The following is a 15,643-nucleotide window of genomic DNA, read 5'->3' on the forward strand; positions in this document are numbered from 1 at the left end:
GTCAGCCTTCGTTGAGGGGGCGCAGGAGGTGATCGACGACGAGTGCGCGTTCCTCCGGGTCGTTCCAGACCTGTTGTGCCACGCGGACCGCGTTGAGGAGCTGGTCGCCCGCGAGTTCGGAGCCGTCCCGCTCCTGCCTGCGCAGGAACTCGTCGATCAGGGCGGCCCGCGCCGGGGACTCGGGGCCGTCGGGTTCGGGCAGGTGGGCGGCGAGCAGCCGGGCGAGCTTGGCCCGGTCCGGGCGGCGGATCTCCAGGCGGATGCAGCGCCGCAGGAAGGCGGGCGGGAACTCGCGTTCGCCGTTGCTGGTCATCACCACGAAGGGGAAGTCGTGGCAGCGCACCTGGCCGTGCGTCAGCTCCGCCCATCCGCCCGGGTCGGCGGTCATGACCGACGCGGTGTTCTGGTGCAGTCGGGCGAGTTCGAGAACGGTGAACTCGCCCTCCTCGAAGACATGGAGGAGGTCGTTGGGGAAGTCGACGTCGCTCTTGTCGATCTCGTCGATGAGCAGCACCCGGGGACGGCGCCAGGGCAGCAGGGCGGTACCCAAGGGGCCGAGGCGCAAGTAGTGCCCGACGTCGAGCGGTTCGGGCGCTTCACCGGCCAACGGAGCTTCCTCGCGCCGTGGTTGCGTGTCCGCGAACCGGCCGCTGAGGCCGACGTCCTGAAGGCGTCCGATGGCGTCGTACTCGTACTGCCCCTCCCTGAGCGTGGTCCGGCTGCTCACGGACCAGCGCAGCACGGGACCGAGTCGCAGCTCCCTGGCGATGCTGTAGGCCAGCGTCGTCTTGCCCACGCCCGGGGGGCCGGTCACCAGGAGCGGTCGGCGCAGCAGGAGCGCCATGTTGACGAGGTGGATCTCCTCCCGCTCCGCCTGGTAGTGGGCGGCGCCACGGGTGCGGGCGCGTACGCCGGGTGCCGCCGTGCCCTGCGGCGGGTCCAGCAGGCAGTCGTCGTCCGCTTCCCCGCTGAAGGAGCGCCACGGCGGGGGTGGTGGCAGGCGGTGGATGCCGTCATGGGGCTCGGCGGTGCCGCGGTAGATCCACCAGCCGGGCTCGGGTTCCCCGGGCGGAGCCGGCGGCGCGACACGGGCGGTGGTGCCCTCCGTGGTCATGTCTGTGACTCCCTCGTCCGTCCGGGCACGCTCAGCGGGCCCTCCCGCTGGACGCAGTCCGGGTCGTCCCAGAACAGCGTCAGGTGGTTGTGCATGTCCGTCTCGTCGTCACGGGGGACGCCGCGCCGCCACTGCCGCATACGGGTGGGCAGATCGGCGAACCGGTCCCGTGCGGGCTCGTGCAGCCGTGCGGCGAGTTCGGCGGGGTCGCCTTCGTCACGCCGCCACACCATGAACGGCACGCCCTCGCACACGGCCTCCTGGAGCGCGAGCGCACCCCGGGGGTCGCCGTGGTCGTAGGGGAAGGCAAGGGCGATGCCCGCGCTGTCCGGGTGGTCGTCGAGCCAGGCCCGCACCTCGCCGTCGCGTCCCCGCAGGTACAGCACCTCCCCGTGCTCCTCCAGGGTCGCGGCGGCGTCCAGGGCCAGCCAGCCGAGCAGGCCCTGGGGTTCGCACGGCGCCCCGGATCCCCGGAGCACGGTCCACCGGCGTCTCCAGTCGCGGTGCCATGAGCGTCGTCGTATGCGGTCCAATGAGCGCACGATCACCGGGTACTTGTGGCCGAGCAGATAGCCCTGGTCGTCGGTCAGCCAGCGCTCGACGGGGTGGGCGAGCAGTGACCACGGCAGCAGGAACTCCGCGTGCGCGTGGTCCGCCGCGTCCAGTCCGATGACCAGGTCCTCCCAGTCGACCAGACAGGTCCTGCCGCACTGCTGGAGTTCGCGCACGGTGTAGACCCGATCGCACTCCCGTCTGAAGAGCTGGCAGAGGCCGTCCTCCGTCCAGTCGAACAGGGCCGCCTCCACCGTGTACTGCTGTGAGCCGGGCGCCAGTTCGTCGAGGCGGATCTGCAGCACGCGGCGTTCCACGTGCGCCGCCGCGGCGTCGGGGCGGCCCAGGAGCGCGTCGCGGACGGGCGAGGGGAGGTCCAGGTCATGGGCCGCGAGCAGCAGGTGGCTGCGCAGGATCTCCGCCGCCTCCTTGGGCACGGAGGCGGCCAGTTCGGCCAGGAAGCGCAGAACGAGCGGCTCCCGCGTGCCGGCCCCGGTCGCGGGCTCCTTGGCGTCGTTCAGCCTGCGCACCATGGAGCAGACGTCCTCGGTACCCCGCAGGCCCGAGGGCTCGCCCGGCAGCAGGGCCCTGCGCAGCGCGTCGTGCGCCACGACGAGCGACACCGTGGTCCGCATCGCGTCGAGGCACTCGACGATCGTCTGGAGCCGGGTGCCCGACAGACGGCCCTCTGGCGCCAACTCCGCTACGAGGGCCTCCAGTTCCGTCATGGCGGCCTCCTCACCCCGGAGCCAGCGCAGGGTGTCGGCGAGTGCCCGCAGCGCCCTGCCCCGCTCCTGGAACCGGTCGATCGTCTCGACCAGTGCGAGGATCTGGCTGCGTGGATCGGCGTGATACTGCACCGTGAACCGCCCCAGCCGTCGGCCCGTCATGGAGCAGACCTGGCGGAAGAAGTGGGGGTCGTCCAGATCGGAGAAGGCCGCCAGGCTCGCGCTCAGCCGTTCCATGTCATACGCGCTCCAGCCGGACGGCTCCTCCCAGGGGCCGCTGTCTCCGGAGACTCCCGTGCGCGTCTTCACCGGTGCTCGCCGATGAGCGCGCGCAGTTCGGCGGTGGCGGCCTCGTCGGGGCGCAGCGCGGTGATCACGTCCCGGAAAGTCAGCAGGGCGCGGCGGGCGTCGCGGTGCGAACGGCAGCGCTCGACGATCTCCACCAGGTGGTCTCGCGGGTGCTCCTTGTACGCGGCCGAGAAGCCGCTGTCGGGCGCGAGGGAACGCCGCATCTGGCTGACGACCGTGCGGCGGAAGGCGGGGTCGTCCATGTCCGGGATCCGCTCGGCGAGGGCGACGACGGCGAAGGTGTCCGGGAAGGGGCGCAGATCCTGAGAAGGGCGCAGGTCCGGCCGCCCGGCGTCGGGAGACGCGAGCAGGATCAGGCGTTTCAGCGTGGTGTACGTGCGATGGTCACGGCTGTCGGGGCGGGCGATGCCGGGATGGTCGCCCGGGAGGACGGCGGCGTCGGGAAAGGTGCCGCGCGCGGAGGCCGGGGTGACGATGTTGTCGCTCTCCCCCGCGTACACCGAGAAGGGAATCGGGCAGGTGCGCTCGGTCACCTCGCGCGCGTGGACGATGTCGCGCAGGACGGCGCGCTGGGTCTCGGCCACCCGCTCGTGCAGCGGGCGCAGTTCACGCTCCTGCAGGTTGCCCCGTAACAGCGGGCGGCGCAGCGACAGGGCGATCTCCGAACCGTTGTTCGGGCAGGCCAGCATCACTACGCGGTCGATACGGCGCAGATCGGCGCCGCGCCCTTCGGCCGTCATCCGGGCCAGGTGCCGCTGCACGACGAGGCCGCCCTGGCTGTGCGAGATCAGCAGCAGGCGGCGGTACGGGCCCGCCTCGGTGTCGAGGAACTCCTTGAGACTGTCCGCGATCGTGTCGATGCCGGGTAAGCGGCGACGCGGGTCCACGGCCCACAGGCCGGTGGCGTAGGCGAAGGGCAGGGTGTCGACGAAGGCGAGGTCGTCGTCCGAGCCGATCAGCCGGCGCAGCGGCTCCCACATGGTCGCGGCGGAGTTGAACCCGTGCACGAGCACGACTCCCAGCCAGGCTTCCCCCAACTCCTGCTCCTCGGTCGCGTGAGCTCCGTGCTGACAAGCTACCCAGGTCCGTCGGCCCACGTACGGGATTCGCCCGCCCCGGCGGCCCGGAGGATGCGACGGAACGTGGGGCACTCCATGTGGCTCGGCGCCGGGCAGGCGGCGGCGTGCCGGAGGGAGTCGCGCAGGACGCCCAACTCCTTGATTCTCGCCTCCAGTTCGTCCGCCTTGGCGGCGAGCATCCCGCGGTCGATGTCCGGCGGCCCGTCAGGGGCGAACGTACGGGCGATCTCGTCGAGGGAGAACCCGGCGGAGCGCCCCAGGGCGATCAGCGCCAGACGCTGGAGCACCCCGGGGTCGTACTGGCGGCGCAGGCCACGCCTGCCGGAAGAGGCGATCAGCCCCCTCTCCTCGTAGTACCGCAGGGTCGAGGCGGGCAGCCCGGCGCGGCGTGACACTTCGGCGATGTCCAGGTCCGTCATGGTGTTGACCTCAAGTCGGCTTGAAGTAGCACGCTGTCATCTCCGCCCGACGACGGCAAGCACGGGAGACGATGATGAACATGACGCACAGCACCGATGACAGCCAGGCGGCCCGCTGGAACGGTCGGACCGGACACATCTGGGTGGAGGAACAGGCGTTGCTGGACGGGCTGCTCCGGCCCCTGGAGGAGCTGCTCGTGGAGGCGGTGCCCGCGGGGCACGAGGGTCGTGTCCTCGATGTCGGCTGCGGCACCGGGGGCACCACGGTGGCGCTCGCCCGGCGCCTCGGTCCGGCGGGGCGCTGTGTCGGCGTCGACATCTCCGAGCCGATGATCGCGGCCGCGCGGGCCCGCGCCGAGCGGGAGGGGGTTCCGGCGTCCTTCGTCCGGGCCGACGCCGGGGGGTACGCCTTCGAGACGGCCGCCTTCGACACCGTCGTCTCGCGCCTCGGCGTGATGTTCTTCGACGACTCCGTGCGCGCCTTCGCCAACCTCCGGCGCGCGGCCGAGGACGGCGCCCGGCTCCGGGTCGTCGTCTGGCGTGGCGCGGAGGAGAACCCGTTCATGACGACGGCCGAACGCGCCGCGGCCCCGCTGCTCCCCGAGCTGCCCGCCCGTCGGCCGGACGGACCGGGACAGTTCGCGTTCGCGGACCCGGCCCTGGTCCGGGACGTGCTCACGCCCGGCGGGTGGGCCGACGTGGACATCCAGCCGTTCGAGGTGGACTGCACCCTGCCCACCGCGGATCTGGTCCGCTACTTCACCCGGCTCGGTCCGCTCGGCCAGCTCCTTCCGGACGTGGACGAGCGGACCCGGGAGCGGATCGTGACGACGGTCCGCGCCGCCTTCGAGCCGTTCGTGCACGGCACGGAAGTCCGTTTCACCGCCGCCTGTTGGGTGGTCGGCGCCCAGGCACGCTGACTACGCGGGCCCGGGGAACTGGACCCGGGTGGGCTGCACGACGTTCGCCCTGATCCCGATCCCCTCGACGGTGAGCCGTTGCCCGTGGATGTCGGTGATCCTGATCGGGCCGCCGCACCCGCCCCCGTCCTCGGCGAGGAAGTAGTTGTACTCGGCGCGCGGCAACTGACGCCAGCCGCCGCCGGTGCCGACCTCCAGCCGCGCCACCGGGTTGCGGTGGCCGATCACCTGGATCGCGCACCAGTAACTGCTGGACCCCGTCTTGTACCGGACGGACAGCGTGCCCACGTCGGCCGGGCTCGCCAGCTCCCAGGTGACCGGGATCTGTCCGGCCGAGGGCGCGGCGAGACGGGCGAAGGCCTCGGCGCTGAGGTCGATATGGCCGGGCGCGCACTCGGGGCACTCGTTGGTGACCCGAACCGTGACGGAGGCCCCGTCGGCCGCGCGGACGGTCACGTACGCCCCGCAGGCCTTGGCCGTCTCGTAGTCGGTGTGGTTCATCGCGGCGGTCATGACGTCTTTGCTCGCGTCGTACATGCAGGCGCCCGTGCCGTCGGAGTCGTAGAAGGTGGCGAGGCCCCGGTAGCTGACGCCGGGCCGTATCCGCCCGGCCAACGCCCCCGTGGCCGAGGCCTTTTGAGGCGTGCGGGTCGCCGAAGGCCTCGGCTTGGCGGTGGTCGCGGAGGGGGACGGCTTGCGCGAAGGGGACGGTTTCGCCGTCGGGCCGGTCGTACGGGGTGACGGACTCGGCGTCGTGTCCGGCACGTTCACCGTGGCGGTGGGCGTGGTCGCGGCCCGGTCCGCGTCGGCCTGCCCGTCGGAGAGCAGTACCAGGGTCAGGGAGGCCACGATGAGCGCCGCGGCCGCCGATATCCACAGCCACCGTCTGTGCACCGGACCTCCTTGACGGCCGCTGTGCGCTGCCGTGATTGACAGGAGCAGCGATCGTGCCAGACCCGGCGACACACCGACAAGCCCGGTCTCGCACCGTGAGCGAGCCGTGCCGTCACCACCCCGTCAGTACTGGAGGGCCGTCACCACGTCCCGCCCGATCCGCTCGACGGCAGCGGTGTCGAGGCCATAGTGCACGTACCGGCCATTGCGCTCCACGCGGACCAGGCCGAGGTCGCGCAGGGCCCGCAGATGGCGGGAGACCTGGGGGCGGGTCATCGACAGCCGGTCGGCGAGGTCGGCCGTGGTCATGGCCTGCCGGGCGATGAGCCGGCACAGCCGCACGCGGCGCGGATCGGTGAGCGCCAGCATGCGGCTGCGGGCCAGGGTGACGCCGATCTCGGGGGCGTCCACCGGGAAGTGGACGACCGGCGGCAGCCCCGGTTCGTCCTTGACCAGCAGATGCGGGGCGCCGTAGCGGGTGGGGATGAGCAGGAGCGGGGTGCGGGCCGGACTGATCACCGCGTGGTGCACCTTGTCGAAGACGACCCGCGACGGACCGTCGGGGCGGGCGCTGGACGGGCTGAGCGAGAGCAGCGCGGCCTCGGCGCCCTCGTCCGCGAGCCGTTGTCTGACCAGGTGGGCGGCGCGGGTGAGGAAGGGTTCGGTCGCCGCCCACAGGTCGGCGAAGTAGACGCTCCGGCACAGGTCGAGGAAGGCGAGGAGGTCGTCGCGCAGCCGCTCGGGGTCGCGCAGCAGGTCCTCCGCGAGCGCCGGGTGCGGTGCGGGCAGGGCGGAGGCCGCCCGGCGCAGGGCGGCGGCCTGCGCCGGGTCGTGCGGCAGCCGGCCGAAGTCGAAGCCCCGGTAGCCGCTGACGCAGGCGTAGGCGGTGAGTTCGGCGAACCGGTCCATGGGCAGCCGCGCCAGGGGCGTGTTCAGCCCCGGGTAGAACCCGCGCCAGCGCAGCGCGGTCCACAGCGGGGCAAACCGGCGCAGCCCGGCCCGGAACGCGGCGGGGGCGGCGCGGGTGATCTCCTCGGCCCAGGGGGCGTGTTCGGTGTGGTGGGTGTGTTCGGTCAGGACGTGCAGGCTCGCGGCGAGTTCGGCGAGCGGGGACACGGCGACGGTGAGGCGGTCGGGGGCGGCCCCTTCCAGGACGATCACGACCGGCATGGCGGGCAGTGTAGGTCACGCCGGCGCCCGGCCCGCGGCGAACTCCGCCCGCGCGGCCGCCAACAGGCCGCCGTCCAGGAGGAGTTCGGCGGCCACCCGGGCCAGCCCGGTCGCCGCGATCTCGGTGCGGTCGTGGGCGAAGGGTCCGGCCGCCGCCTCGCGCATCGCCTCGGAGTGGGCGGGCGTGCCGGGTGGGGCGATCCGGATGTACGGATGGATCACCGGCAGGAGCTGGGAGAGGTTGCCGATGTCGGAGGAGCCCGCGGGCTCGTCCGGCTCCCCGGGGGCGATGTCCAGCCCCAGTTCGCGCACGGCCCGCCCGAACCGCTCGGCGAGCACCGCGCTGTCCCGGCGCTCGGCGTACATCGGCCCGGTCTCCGACACGGCCACGGCCGTACCGGTGGCCAGGGCCGCGCCCTCGGCTGCCGCGCGGACCCGCTCGACCAGCGCCTCGGCGGCGGCGGTCGTACGGTCCCGTACGTACAACTCGACCGCCGCATGGGCCGGTACGACGTTGGGCGCCTGTCCGCCGTCCGCGACGATGCCGTGCAGCCGGGCGGTGGGCGGGACGAACTGCCGTAGCGAGTCGAGGGCGTTGAGGAAGAGCTGGGCGGCGGCGAGGGCGCTGCGGCCGTCCCAGGGCGACTTCGCGGCGTGCGCGCTGACTCCGGTGAAGTCGATCCGCAGATGCGCGGCGGCGAGCGCGCGCTGCGTGGTGACGGACCGGTCGCTCGGATGGAACATCAGGGCCGCGTCCACGCCCTCGAACACCCCTGCCTCGGCCAGCCGCACCTTCCCGGCGCCGCCCATCTCCTCACCGGGTGTGCCGATGACGGCGACAGTGCCGGGATGCGCGGGCAGCGCCCGTACGACGGCCAGCGCGGCCGCGACGGCTCCGGCGGCGATGAGGTTGTGCCCGCAGCCGTGCCCGACCCCGGGCAGGGCGTCGTACTCGGCGAGCAGGGCGACATACGGCCCCGGTCGCATGCCTTCGTGTACGGCGACGAACGCGGTGTCCATCCCCCGGACTTGGTCCGTCACCGCGAATCCGGCTTCCGCGAGCCATCGCGTCAGGACCTGGTGGGCGTGGTGCTCGGCGAACTTCAGCTCCGGTCGGGCGTGGACGTCGAGGCTCACGGCCTCCATCCGGGTCCGCAGCGCGCCGAGTTCGACGGCCAGCGCGTGCAACGTGGGCAGCTCGGTGCGGGTCATGGGGCCTCCGTGGGTACGGCGTCGAGAGCGGCAGGCACCGCCGTACGCAGAGTGCGCCCGCCCTCGCACCACCGGGCCTGGATTACCGCAGCGCAGGTAATCGAAGCGGCGGCGCGTCCGGGCGCCCCAGGATGCCGATGAGGCACCTGACCGGACCGCTAGGGCCGGTCCGCCTTCCACTCGTGCACGAGGAGGCCGAGCAGCACCTCGTCGAGGAACTCGCCCATCACCCAGGCCGAGGAGCGCAGCACGCCCTCGCGGACGAAGCCGTTGCGCTCGGCGGCGCGGAGCATCGCGGCGTTGTCCGCGAGCGTCTCGATCGACATTCGCCGCAGTCCGCGCACCACGAAGCCGTAGTGGCACAACACCGCGACCACGTCGGTGCCGTAGCCCTTGCCGCGCGCGGACGGCAGCAGACTCAGCCCGATGTGTGCCAACCGGTTGTGGTCGTCGATGCCCCACAGCGTCGCGGCACCGATCAGCGTGCCGCCGTCCAACTCCACCACGGAGAAGGGGATGTGCCCCTCCTCCGTGTCGTCCACCTTGAACGGCGCGGCCTCCGCGTCGGGCGTGATCGGCCGCCACGGTACGGCCTGGACCCGCGCGTGATTGGCCACGTCGTCGTGGAGTTCGGCCCGCAGGACCGGGATGTCGTCCTGATGCCGGGCCCTGAGCCCGACCTTGCTACCCCTAAGCATGCGAGCTTCCTATCCGACCGGCCGAACCGGCGGCAAACGAATAAGTTGGGCAGCGCTGTACGGGGACGAGGACCGCTCCCCGGGATCCGAGCCGCTCACCCCTCCTTCCACACCAGGGCCGTGAGCACCACGCTCGTCACCGTGATCGGCACATCCGCCTGGTTCAGCAGCCGTACGCGCATGCTCCGTCCCGACGTGAGGCGCTTGGTGAGCGGGACGACGGCGAAGGTGTCGCCGTCGGTGGCGACGATCTCGTGGATCGGGTGGTCCACCCGGTGCTCGGTGCCCTGGAACTCGGACATGCGGGCCTGGACGGCGCACCCGGCGGGCAGGCCGTCGAAGCGCAGGCTGACGGAGCCGGTGAAGCGGGCGGGGCCGCGGGCGAAGACGCTGCCCTCGGTGGCGTGGTCGCCGGTCTCGTCGGTCCACTCGGCGGTGAGCTCGATCGAGTCCCAGACGCCGGGCGCCAGTTCGTAGGGGTCCGCGATGCCGAGGTTGACGTACTGGGGCATGGGCTCGTCGTCTCCTTCCCACACCCCGGCCGGGAGGCCCAGGCATGCGGCGAGGTCGCTGCGGAATTCCTTCATGTCGAAGCCGCGGGGGTCCGGCTTCCAGTCCGACCACTCCAGGTGGCCGACGGCGCTCTTCGCGCTCCAGCCGTGCGCCCGGCAGATCCCGGCGGTGGCCTTGACCATGGCGAGGTACTGAGCACGTGGCCACGGATCCCGCCCGTCACCCTCGTTCTCGCACTCCCAGCCGTAGAACCGAGCGTTGCCGTCGACGGCGCCGGGACTGCCCTCGTGCTCGCGGGTGGGCGGCGGGTAGCTGCCGTACGACTCGTTGACGACGGCGGCGAGCACATCGGGGTCGCCGCCCCCGGCGTGGTTCGCGCGGCCGTTGCCGGTCAGGTGGATCATGCCGTCCTTGGTGATGCAGCCGGTGGCCAGCGGGCCGGGCAGGGCGCTGTGGCCGTGGTAGATGAGGCTGACCACATCCGTCCCGGGCCCGGTGACGGTGTGATGCACCATCACGCCGTTCACCGGCCCCCAAGGCCCTTTGTGATTCCTGTTGTTGGTACGCCATCCGCTGACCTCGTGGACGTCGCACCCTTCGGCACGCAGTGCTGCAACCAGCCGGCCGGCACTGAGCGGCGTGGCCATGGTCTGCCCTCCCTTCCCAACCCGGCGCCGAAGCGCCGCGCGCTGTTCTTGCCCGCCACGGCACCGCCGTACGCCACGACACACATGTCCGAGGGGTCGCGAGAACGCGTGATCCAGGGAGGTACCGACAGTCTCTTCACCCCTGTCGGCGTGTCAGGACGTGAGTGGTGCTGCCGTCGTCCTCCGTCACATCGCGGACGTGCTCGAAGCCGATGCGCTCCAGCAGGGCGAGCGAGGCGCTGTTCGAGGCCGCCACGGTGGCGTGCACCTCCGTGAGCCCGAGGGTTTCGAACCCGTGGGCGACGATCGCCCGGGCCAGTTCTCTCCCCAGGCCCGATCCCCACACCTCAGGGGTCAGCGCGTAAACGATCTCGTGCCCCTGGGCCATGTCGGTCGGCTTGATCTCCGCGTGCCCGATCAAGCGGCCGTCCCGGCGAACGGCCCAGACGTCGAACAGTTCCTGGGCATAGACCTTGGTGAAGATCCGCCCGAACAGGGCCCGGTCCTCCGCCTCGGTGGCAGGCCCGTCGCCCATCCACTGCGAAACCCTCCGATCCTGGAACAGAGCGACGAAGTCCTCCTCGTCGTCGGGCGTGTACGGCTCCAGCAGCAGGCGCTCGGTGCGCAGAGTCGGGTTCATGGACGGCGAAGCTAACGGCGCTCCGCTCTTCCGACAAATGACTTACCTCCGCCGGACCCGACCTTGCCCTCCCCCCCAACCCTCCCTACCCTGACTTTGTGCCGCAAATAAACAAACCCCGCTCGCACAATGTCGTGCCGGGTACCAGGACCGACCTCACCCGCCTCCGTGCCGCCCTCACCGTCTTCTTCGCCCTCGACGGCTTCGTCTTCGCCGGCTGGGTCGTGCGGATCCCCGCGATCAAGGAGCAGGTCAACGCCTCCGCGGGAGCCCTGGGGCTGGCCCTGCTCGGCGTCTCCGCCGGTGCCGTGGTCACCATGACACTGACCGGGCGGCTGTGCCGTCGGCACGGCAGCCACCCGGTCACCGTCGTCTGCGCCGTCCTGCTCTCCCTCAGCGTCGCCCTGCCCCCGCTCACCCACTCCGTCCCGGCCCTCACCGCCGTCCTGCTGCTCTTCGGGGCCGCGTACGGCGGAATCAACGTCGCCTTCAACAGCGCCGCCGTCGATCTCGTCACCGCCCTCCAGCGGCCGATCATGCCCAGCTTCCACGCGGCCTTCAGCCTGGGCGGAATGGTCGGCGCGGGGCTGGGCGGACTCGTCGCCGGGAGCCTGTCCCCCGCCTGGCACCTGCTCGGACTCACCTTTGTGGGGCTCACCGTCACCCTCTTCGCGGGACGCGTCCTGCTGCGCATCGAGCCGCCCCGGGCGCCCCGGACGCCTGGGCGCAGCGACGGTCCACGGCGCCTTGACCGCCGTACCCGCGGGCTCGTCACCGTCTTCGGGCTGATCGCGCTGTGCACGGCGTACGGCGAGGGCGCCATGGCCGACTGGGGCGCCCTCCATCTTGAGCAGGACCTGGGCGCTTCGCCCGGTCTCGCCGCCGCGGGGTTCTCCTGCTTCGCGCTCGCCATGACCCTCGGGCGGCTCACCGGCTCCACGCTGCTCCAGCGGCTCGGCCGCACCCGTACCGTCGTCCTCGGCGGTGCCACCGCCGCCGCCGGGATGCTGCTCGGCGCGCTCACCCCGTCCGTGTGGCTCGCCCTCGTCGGCTTCGCCGTCACCGGACTCGGGCTCGCCAACCTCTTCCCCATCGCCATCGAGCGGGCGGGCGCGCTGGCCGGGCCCAGCGGCGTCGCGACCGCGTCCACCCTCGGCTACGGCGGCATGCTCCTCGGGCCGCCCGCCATCGGCTTCATGGCCGAGTGGTTCTCCCTGCCCGCCGCCCTGACCAGCGTCGCCGTCCTGGCCGCCGTCGCCGCGACCATCGGGTTCACCACCCGGCGCTTCAACAGAGCGCTCTAGGGCCTGTCGTCCCCGAAGCCTCCGCCCAGGCCTGCCCGAGCCCTCAGGCCTCCCGCAGTTCCGCCGCCCCGAAGGACACGTCGAACCGGTCGCACCAGATGCTGACGCTGCTGTACCGCGTCAGGTCGAGGTCGGCCGGTACGGCGTAGTTCTGGCTGCCCTTGTTCCCCTTGAGCTTGCCGAGGCTGATGTGCCGTCCGTCGTCGAAGACCCGCCAGCCGGCCGTGCCCTCCTTCACGGGGGCGTCGGTGAGCAGGACGCGCAGGTCGGGGCCGTTGCTGGTGTCGAGGTTCTCCAGCCGGACGACATGGGTCCCGTCGGTCAGCCGCACGAGCCGCACACTGCCGGAGGTGTCGTGCTCGTGGCTGATCAGCTCGCCGCGGGCGAGGGTCAGCGGGACGGGTTCCTTCTCGGTGGCGGGGGCGGACGTGTCCACCGCGACGGGCAGCGCCTCCTCCACCGTCTCGTCCTGCCACAGCTTCCACGGCTGGAACCAGTACAGCCCGAACCCGGCCCCGGCGAAGGCCACCACCAGCACCCCGACGATCAGCGACTTCCGTACGCGTCCCATGAGCTTCCCCCGATTTCCGAGCGTCGTCACCTGCACCCATTCCATCGGGTCACCGGCGCGTACGGGAGTCCTGAACCCATGACGAAACCCTTACGGCGCTTCCCTTCGACCGCACTTCATCAGGCACACTCGCCCTCATGAAGACTGCCGACTTCCTCCGTGTCCTGGACCGGGAGGGCCGACTGCTGGCCGAGGCGGCCGAGTTGGCCGGGACCGACGCCAAGGTGCCGACATGTCCGGGCTGGCAGGTGGCCGACCTGCTGCGGCACACGGGCGTGGTGCACCGCTGGGCCGCCGCTTTCGTCGCCGAGGGACACCTCTCGTTCCGGCCCACCGAGGAACCGCCCGCGCTCGACGGCGCCGCGCTGACGACCTGGTTCCGCGAGGGACACCGGCAGTTGGTGGACACCCTCACCGCCGCCGAACCGGACGTGCGGTGCTGGCACTTCCTCCCCGCGCCCTCACCGCTCGCCTTCTGGACCCGCCGCCAGGCGCACGAGACCACGATCCACCGGCTCGACGCCGAGGCGGCCCGCGGCGGTACGCCCACCGGGATCGACCCCGTCTTCGCGGCCGACGGCATCGACGAACTCCTCCTCGGCTTCCACGACCGCGCCAGGAGCCGGGCCCGCAGTCCCCAACCCCGGGTCCTGCGGGTGCGGGCGACCGACGCGGACGACGCGGTGTGGACCGTACGGCTCTCCGAGGAGCCGCCCGCCGCCGCGCGGGGCGGGGCCGGGGAGGCGGACTGCGAGGTGGCCGGGCCGGTCGCCGTGCTCTACCCGGCGCTGTGGAACCGGCAGCCGTTCCCGACGGTGCACGGCGACGCCTCGGTGGCGGCGCTGTGGCAGGAGAAGTCGGCGGTCACGTGAGACCGCGCCGCGTCCCGTAGCCGAAGGGCCGAGGTGGTCAGTCCGCCAGCATCCTCGTCAGCACCGCGCGCTGCACGGGCAGTACCGCACCGTGCAGTTCGCGCCCCCGCTCGGTGAGGGCGACCTTCACCCCTCGCCGGTCCTCGGGGCACATATGGCGCTCGACGAGTCCGTCCTTCTCCAGCCGGGCGATCAGCCGCGAGAGCGCGCTCTGGCTCAGATGGACATGCTCGGAGATCTCCTGCACGCGCTGCGCGCAGGCACCGCCCGCCAGCACGTCCAGCACCTCGAAGTCGCTTCCGCACAGGCCGTGTTGGTGCAGCGCGCGGTCGAGTTCGCATTGTGTGCGAGCGTGCAGCGCGAGGATGTCCCGCCACTGGTCCACGAGCGCCTGCTCGGCCTTGTTCGCCGCCATGGGCGCACCGTAGCAGAGATCCGGAATTATTGCATTGGAATTAAATGCATTTGCATTCGATGCATGCGCATGTAGTGTCTGCGGCATGACCTCTCCGCTCTCCGCCCCCACGTCCGACGGGCGCTGGACACCCCGCCTCTGGGGCACCCTGCTGGTGCTCTGCGCCGCGATGTTCCTCGACGCCCTCGACGTCTCGATGGTCGGCGTCGCCCTGCCTTCCATCGGCTCCGACCTGGGCCTTTCCACCTCCACACTGCAGTGGATCGTCAGCGGCTACATCCTTGGCTACGGCGGACTGCTGCTCCTCGGCGGACGCGCGGCGGACCTGCTGGGCCGACGCCAGGTCTTCCTGGTGGCCCTCGGTGTCTTCGCGCTCGCCTCGCTGCTCGGCGGGCTCGTCGACTCCGGCCCGCTGCTCATCGCCAGCCGGTTCATCAAGGGACTGAGCGCCGCCTTCACCGCGCCCGCCGGACTGTCCATCATCACCACGACCTTCGCCGAGGGCCCGCTGCGCAACCGCGCCCTCGCGATCTACACCACCTGCGCCGCCACCGGCTTCTCCATGGGCCTGGTGCTCTCCGGACTGCTCACCGAGGCCAGTTGGCGCCTGACCATGCTGCTGCCCGCGCCGATCGCCCTGATCGCCCTGGTGGCGGGCCTGAAGCTGCTGCCGCGCAGCCCCCGCGAGAAGAACCACAACGGCTACGACATCCCCGGCGCCGTCCTCGGCACCGCCTCGATGCTGCTGCTGGTGTTCACCGTCGTCCAGGCCCCGGAGGTCGGCTGGGCCTCCGCCCGTACCCTGCTGTCCTTCCTCGCCGTCGCCGTCCTGCTGAGCGCCTTCGTCCTGGTCGAGCGCCGCTCCCCCGGACCGCTGGTCCGGCTCGGCGTGCTGCGCTCAGGCAACCAGATCCGCGCCCAGCTCGGCGCCGTCGCCTTCTTCGGCTCGTACGTCGGATTCCAGTTCCTGACCACCCTCTACATGCAGTCGCTGCTCGGCTGGTCCGCCCTGCACACCGCGCTCGCCTTCCTGCCGGCCGGCGCGCTGGTGGCGCTGTCCTCGACGAAGGTCGGCTCGATCGTGGACCGCTTCGGCACCCAGAAGCTGATCGCGGCGGGCTTCGCGCTCATGGTCGCCGGCTACGCGCTGTTCCTCCGGATCGACCTCGATCCGGTCTACGCCGCGACCATCCTGCCGTCGATGCTGCTGATCGGCGCGGCCTGCGCGCTGGTCTTCCCCTCGCTCAACATCCAGGCCACCAACGGCGTCGACGACCACGAGCAGGGCATGGTCTCCGGTCTGCTCAACACCTCGGTGCAGGTGGGCGGCGCGATCTTCCTCGCCGTGGTGACCGCGGTGGTGACCGCCGGCGCACCCGACCGGCCCACCCCGCAGGCGGTCCTCGACAGCTACCGTCCCGGCTTCGTGGTGGTGGCCTGCGTCGCCGTCGCGGGCCTGCTGATCACGCTCACCGGCCTGCGCGGGCGGCGTCCCGCCCAGCCGTCCGTCGTGGTCGCCAAGTCCACTGTGCGGGAGACGGAGAAGGACCGGGTTCCGGTCCGCGACTAGGGGGACCGTCTCCACA

At 72.0% G+C, this 15,643-nt stretch carries 16 protein-coding genes; 4 read left to right on the top strand and 12 right to left on the bottom strand.

What is annotated here, in order from left to right; genetic code table 11:
* Position 1 precedes the first annotated feature (1 nt).
* Genes STRCI_RS04065 through STRCI_RS04080 form a run of 4 tightly spaced genes read right to left on the bottom strand, consistent with a single transcriptional unit; the run spans position 2 to position 4,201 of the window.
* Positions 2 to 1,114 (bottom strand): AAA family ATPase, encoded by a 1,113-nt coding sequence (locus STRCI_RS04065; RefSeq protein ID WP_269657430.1) that lies wholly within the window; start codon positions 1,112 to 1,114, stop codon positions 2 to 4.
* Positions 1,111 to 2,703: a VMAP-C domain-containing protein gene (locus STRCI_RS04070; RefSeq protein WP_269657431.1), complete on the bottom strand. Its 1,593-nt coding sequence runs from the start codon at positions 2,701 to 2,703 to the stop codon at positions 1,111 to 1,113. Before STRCI_RS04070 ends, STRCI_RS04065 begins: the two co-directional genes overlap by 4 nt.
* The gene (locus tag STRCI_RS04075; protein WP_269657432.1) at positions 2,700 to 3,740 is read right to left on the bottom strand and encodes an alpha/beta fold hydrolase; all 1,041 of its coding nucleotides are present in this window, start codon (positions 3,738 to 3,740) and stop codon (positions 2,700 to 2,702) included. The genes STRCI_RS04070 and STRCI_RS04075 overlap by 4 nt, the downstream gene beginning before the upstream one ends.
* A gap of 38 nt (positions 3,741 to 3,778) precedes the next feature.
* On the bottom strand, positions 3,779 to 4,201 hold the full coding sequence (locus STRCI_RS04080) for a helix-turn-helix domain-containing protein (RefSeq protein WP_269657433.1): 423 nt from the start codon (positions 4,199 to 4,201) through the stop codon (positions 3,779 to 3,781).
* A gap of 80 nt (positions 4,202 to 4,281) precedes the next feature.
* Between STRCI_RS04080 and STRCI_RS04085 the strand changes: the two genes are divergently transcribed.
* Positions 4,282 to 5,121: a class I SAM-dependent methyltransferase gene (locus tag STRCI_RS04085; RefSeq protein ID WP_336298789.1), complete on the top strand. Its 840-nt coding sequence runs from the start codon at positions 4,282 to 4,284 to the stop codon at positions 5,119 to 5,121.
* Here the strand turns inward: STRCI_RS04085 and STRCI_RS04090 are convergent, their stop codons facing one another.
* The 6 genes from STRCI_RS04090 to STRCI_RS04115 all read right to left on the bottom strand — a co-directional run bounded on the left by STRCI_RS04090 (position 5,122) and on the right by STRCI_RS04115 (position 10,895).
* A complete protein-coding gene (locus tag STRCI_RS04090) occupies positions 5,122 to 6,015 on the bottom strand; it encodes an expansin EXLX1 family cellulose-binding protein (RefSeq protein WP_269657435.1) in 894 nt (297 codons plus the stop codon).
* Positions 6,016 to 6,138: 123 nt separating this feature from the next.
* The gene (locus STRCI_RS04095) at positions 6,139 to 7,185 is read right to left on the bottom strand and encodes an ArsR/SmtB family transcription factor (RefSeq protein WP_269657436.1); all 1,047 of its coding nucleotides are present in this window, start codon (positions 7,183 to 7,185) and stop codon (positions 6,139 to 6,141) included.
* A 15-nt stretch (positions 7,186 to 7,200) separates the two neighbouring features.
* The gene (locus tag STRCI_RS04100; protein ID WP_269657437.1) at positions 7,201 to 8,397 is read right to left on the bottom strand and encodes an amidohydrolase; all 1,197 of its coding nucleotides are present in this window, start codon (positions 8,395 to 8,397) and stop codon (positions 7,201 to 7,203) included.
* Between the two features lie 158 nt (positions 8,398 to 8,555).
* Positions 8,556 to 9,095 (bottom strand): GNAT family N-acetyltransferase, encoded by a 540-nt coding sequence (locus STRCI_RS04105; RefSeq protein WP_269657438.1) that lies wholly within the window; start codon positions 9,093 to 9,095, stop codon positions 8,556 to 8,558.
* 95 nt (positions 9,096 to 9,190) lie between these two features.
* Positions 9,191 to 10,255 carry a peptidoglycan recognition protein family protein gene (locus tag STRCI_RS04110; RefSeq protein WP_269657439.1) on the bottom strand — a complete coding sequence of 355 codons (1,065 nt, stop codon included), beginning with the start codon at positions 10,253 to 10,255 and terminating at the stop codon, positions 9,191 to 9,193.
* A 136-nt stretch (positions 10,256 to 10,391) separates the two neighbouring features.
* Positions 10,392 to 10,895, bottom strand: coding sequence for a GNAT family N-acetyltransferase (locus STRCI_RS04115; RefSeq protein ID WP_269657440.1), 504 nt, complete (start codon positions 10,893 to 10,895; stop codon positions 10,392 to 10,394).
* A 134-nt stretch (positions 10,896 to 11,029) separates the two neighbouring features.
* Here STRCI_RS04115 and STRCI_RS04120 point away from each other — a divergent pair, with 134 nt between their 5' ends.
* Positions 11,030 to 12,199 (top strand): MFS transporter, encoded by a 1,170-nt coding sequence (locus STRCI_RS04120; protein WP_269657441.1) that lies wholly within the window; start codon positions 11,030 to 11,032, stop codon positions 12,197 to 12,199.
* Between the two features lie 43 nt (positions 12,200 to 12,242).
* On the opposite strand, the gene STRCI_RS04125 is transcribed toward STRCI_RS04120, so the two are convergent.
* Entirely contained in the window at positions 12,243 to 12,770 is a 528-nt protein-coding gene (locus tag STRCI_RS04125) for a DM13 domain-containing protein (RefSeq protein ID WP_269657442.1), read from the bottom strand.
* Between the two features lie 137 nt (positions 12,771 to 12,907).
* On the opposite strand from STRCI_RS04125, the gene STRCI_RS04130 reads away from it, so the two are divergent.
* Positions 12,908 to 13,642, top strand: coding sequence for a maleylpyruvate isomerase family mycothiol-dependent enzyme (locus STRCI_RS04130; protein WP_269657443.1), 735 nt, complete (start codon positions 12,908 to 12,910; stop codon positions 13,640 to 13,642).
* 37 nt (positions 13,643 to 13,679) lie between these two features.
* On the opposite strand, the gene STRCI_RS04135 is transcribed toward STRCI_RS04130, so the two are convergent.
* On the bottom strand, positions 13,680 to 14,057 hold the full coding sequence (locus tag STRCI_RS04135) for a MarR family winged helix-turn-helix transcriptional regulator (protein ID WP_269657444.1): 378 nt from the start codon (positions 14,055 to 14,057) through the stop codon (positions 13,680 to 13,682).
* An 85-nt stretch (positions 14,058 to 14,142) separates the two neighbouring features.
* On the opposite strand from STRCI_RS04135, the gene STRCI_RS04140 reads away from it, so the two are divergent.
* Positions 14,143 to 15,627, top strand: coding sequence for an MFS transporter (locus STRCI_RS04140; protein ID WP_269657445.1), 1,485 nt, complete (start codon positions 14,143 to 14,145; stop codon positions 15,625 to 15,627).
* Positions 15,628 to 15,643: the final 16 nt, after the last annotated feature.

The organism is Streptomyces cinnabarinus, from assembly GCF_027270315.1.
In the GTDB taxonomy this organism is placed as follows: domain Bacteria; phylum Actinomycetota; class Actinomycetes; order Streptomycetales; family Streptomycetaceae; genus Streptomyces; species Streptomyces cinnabarinus.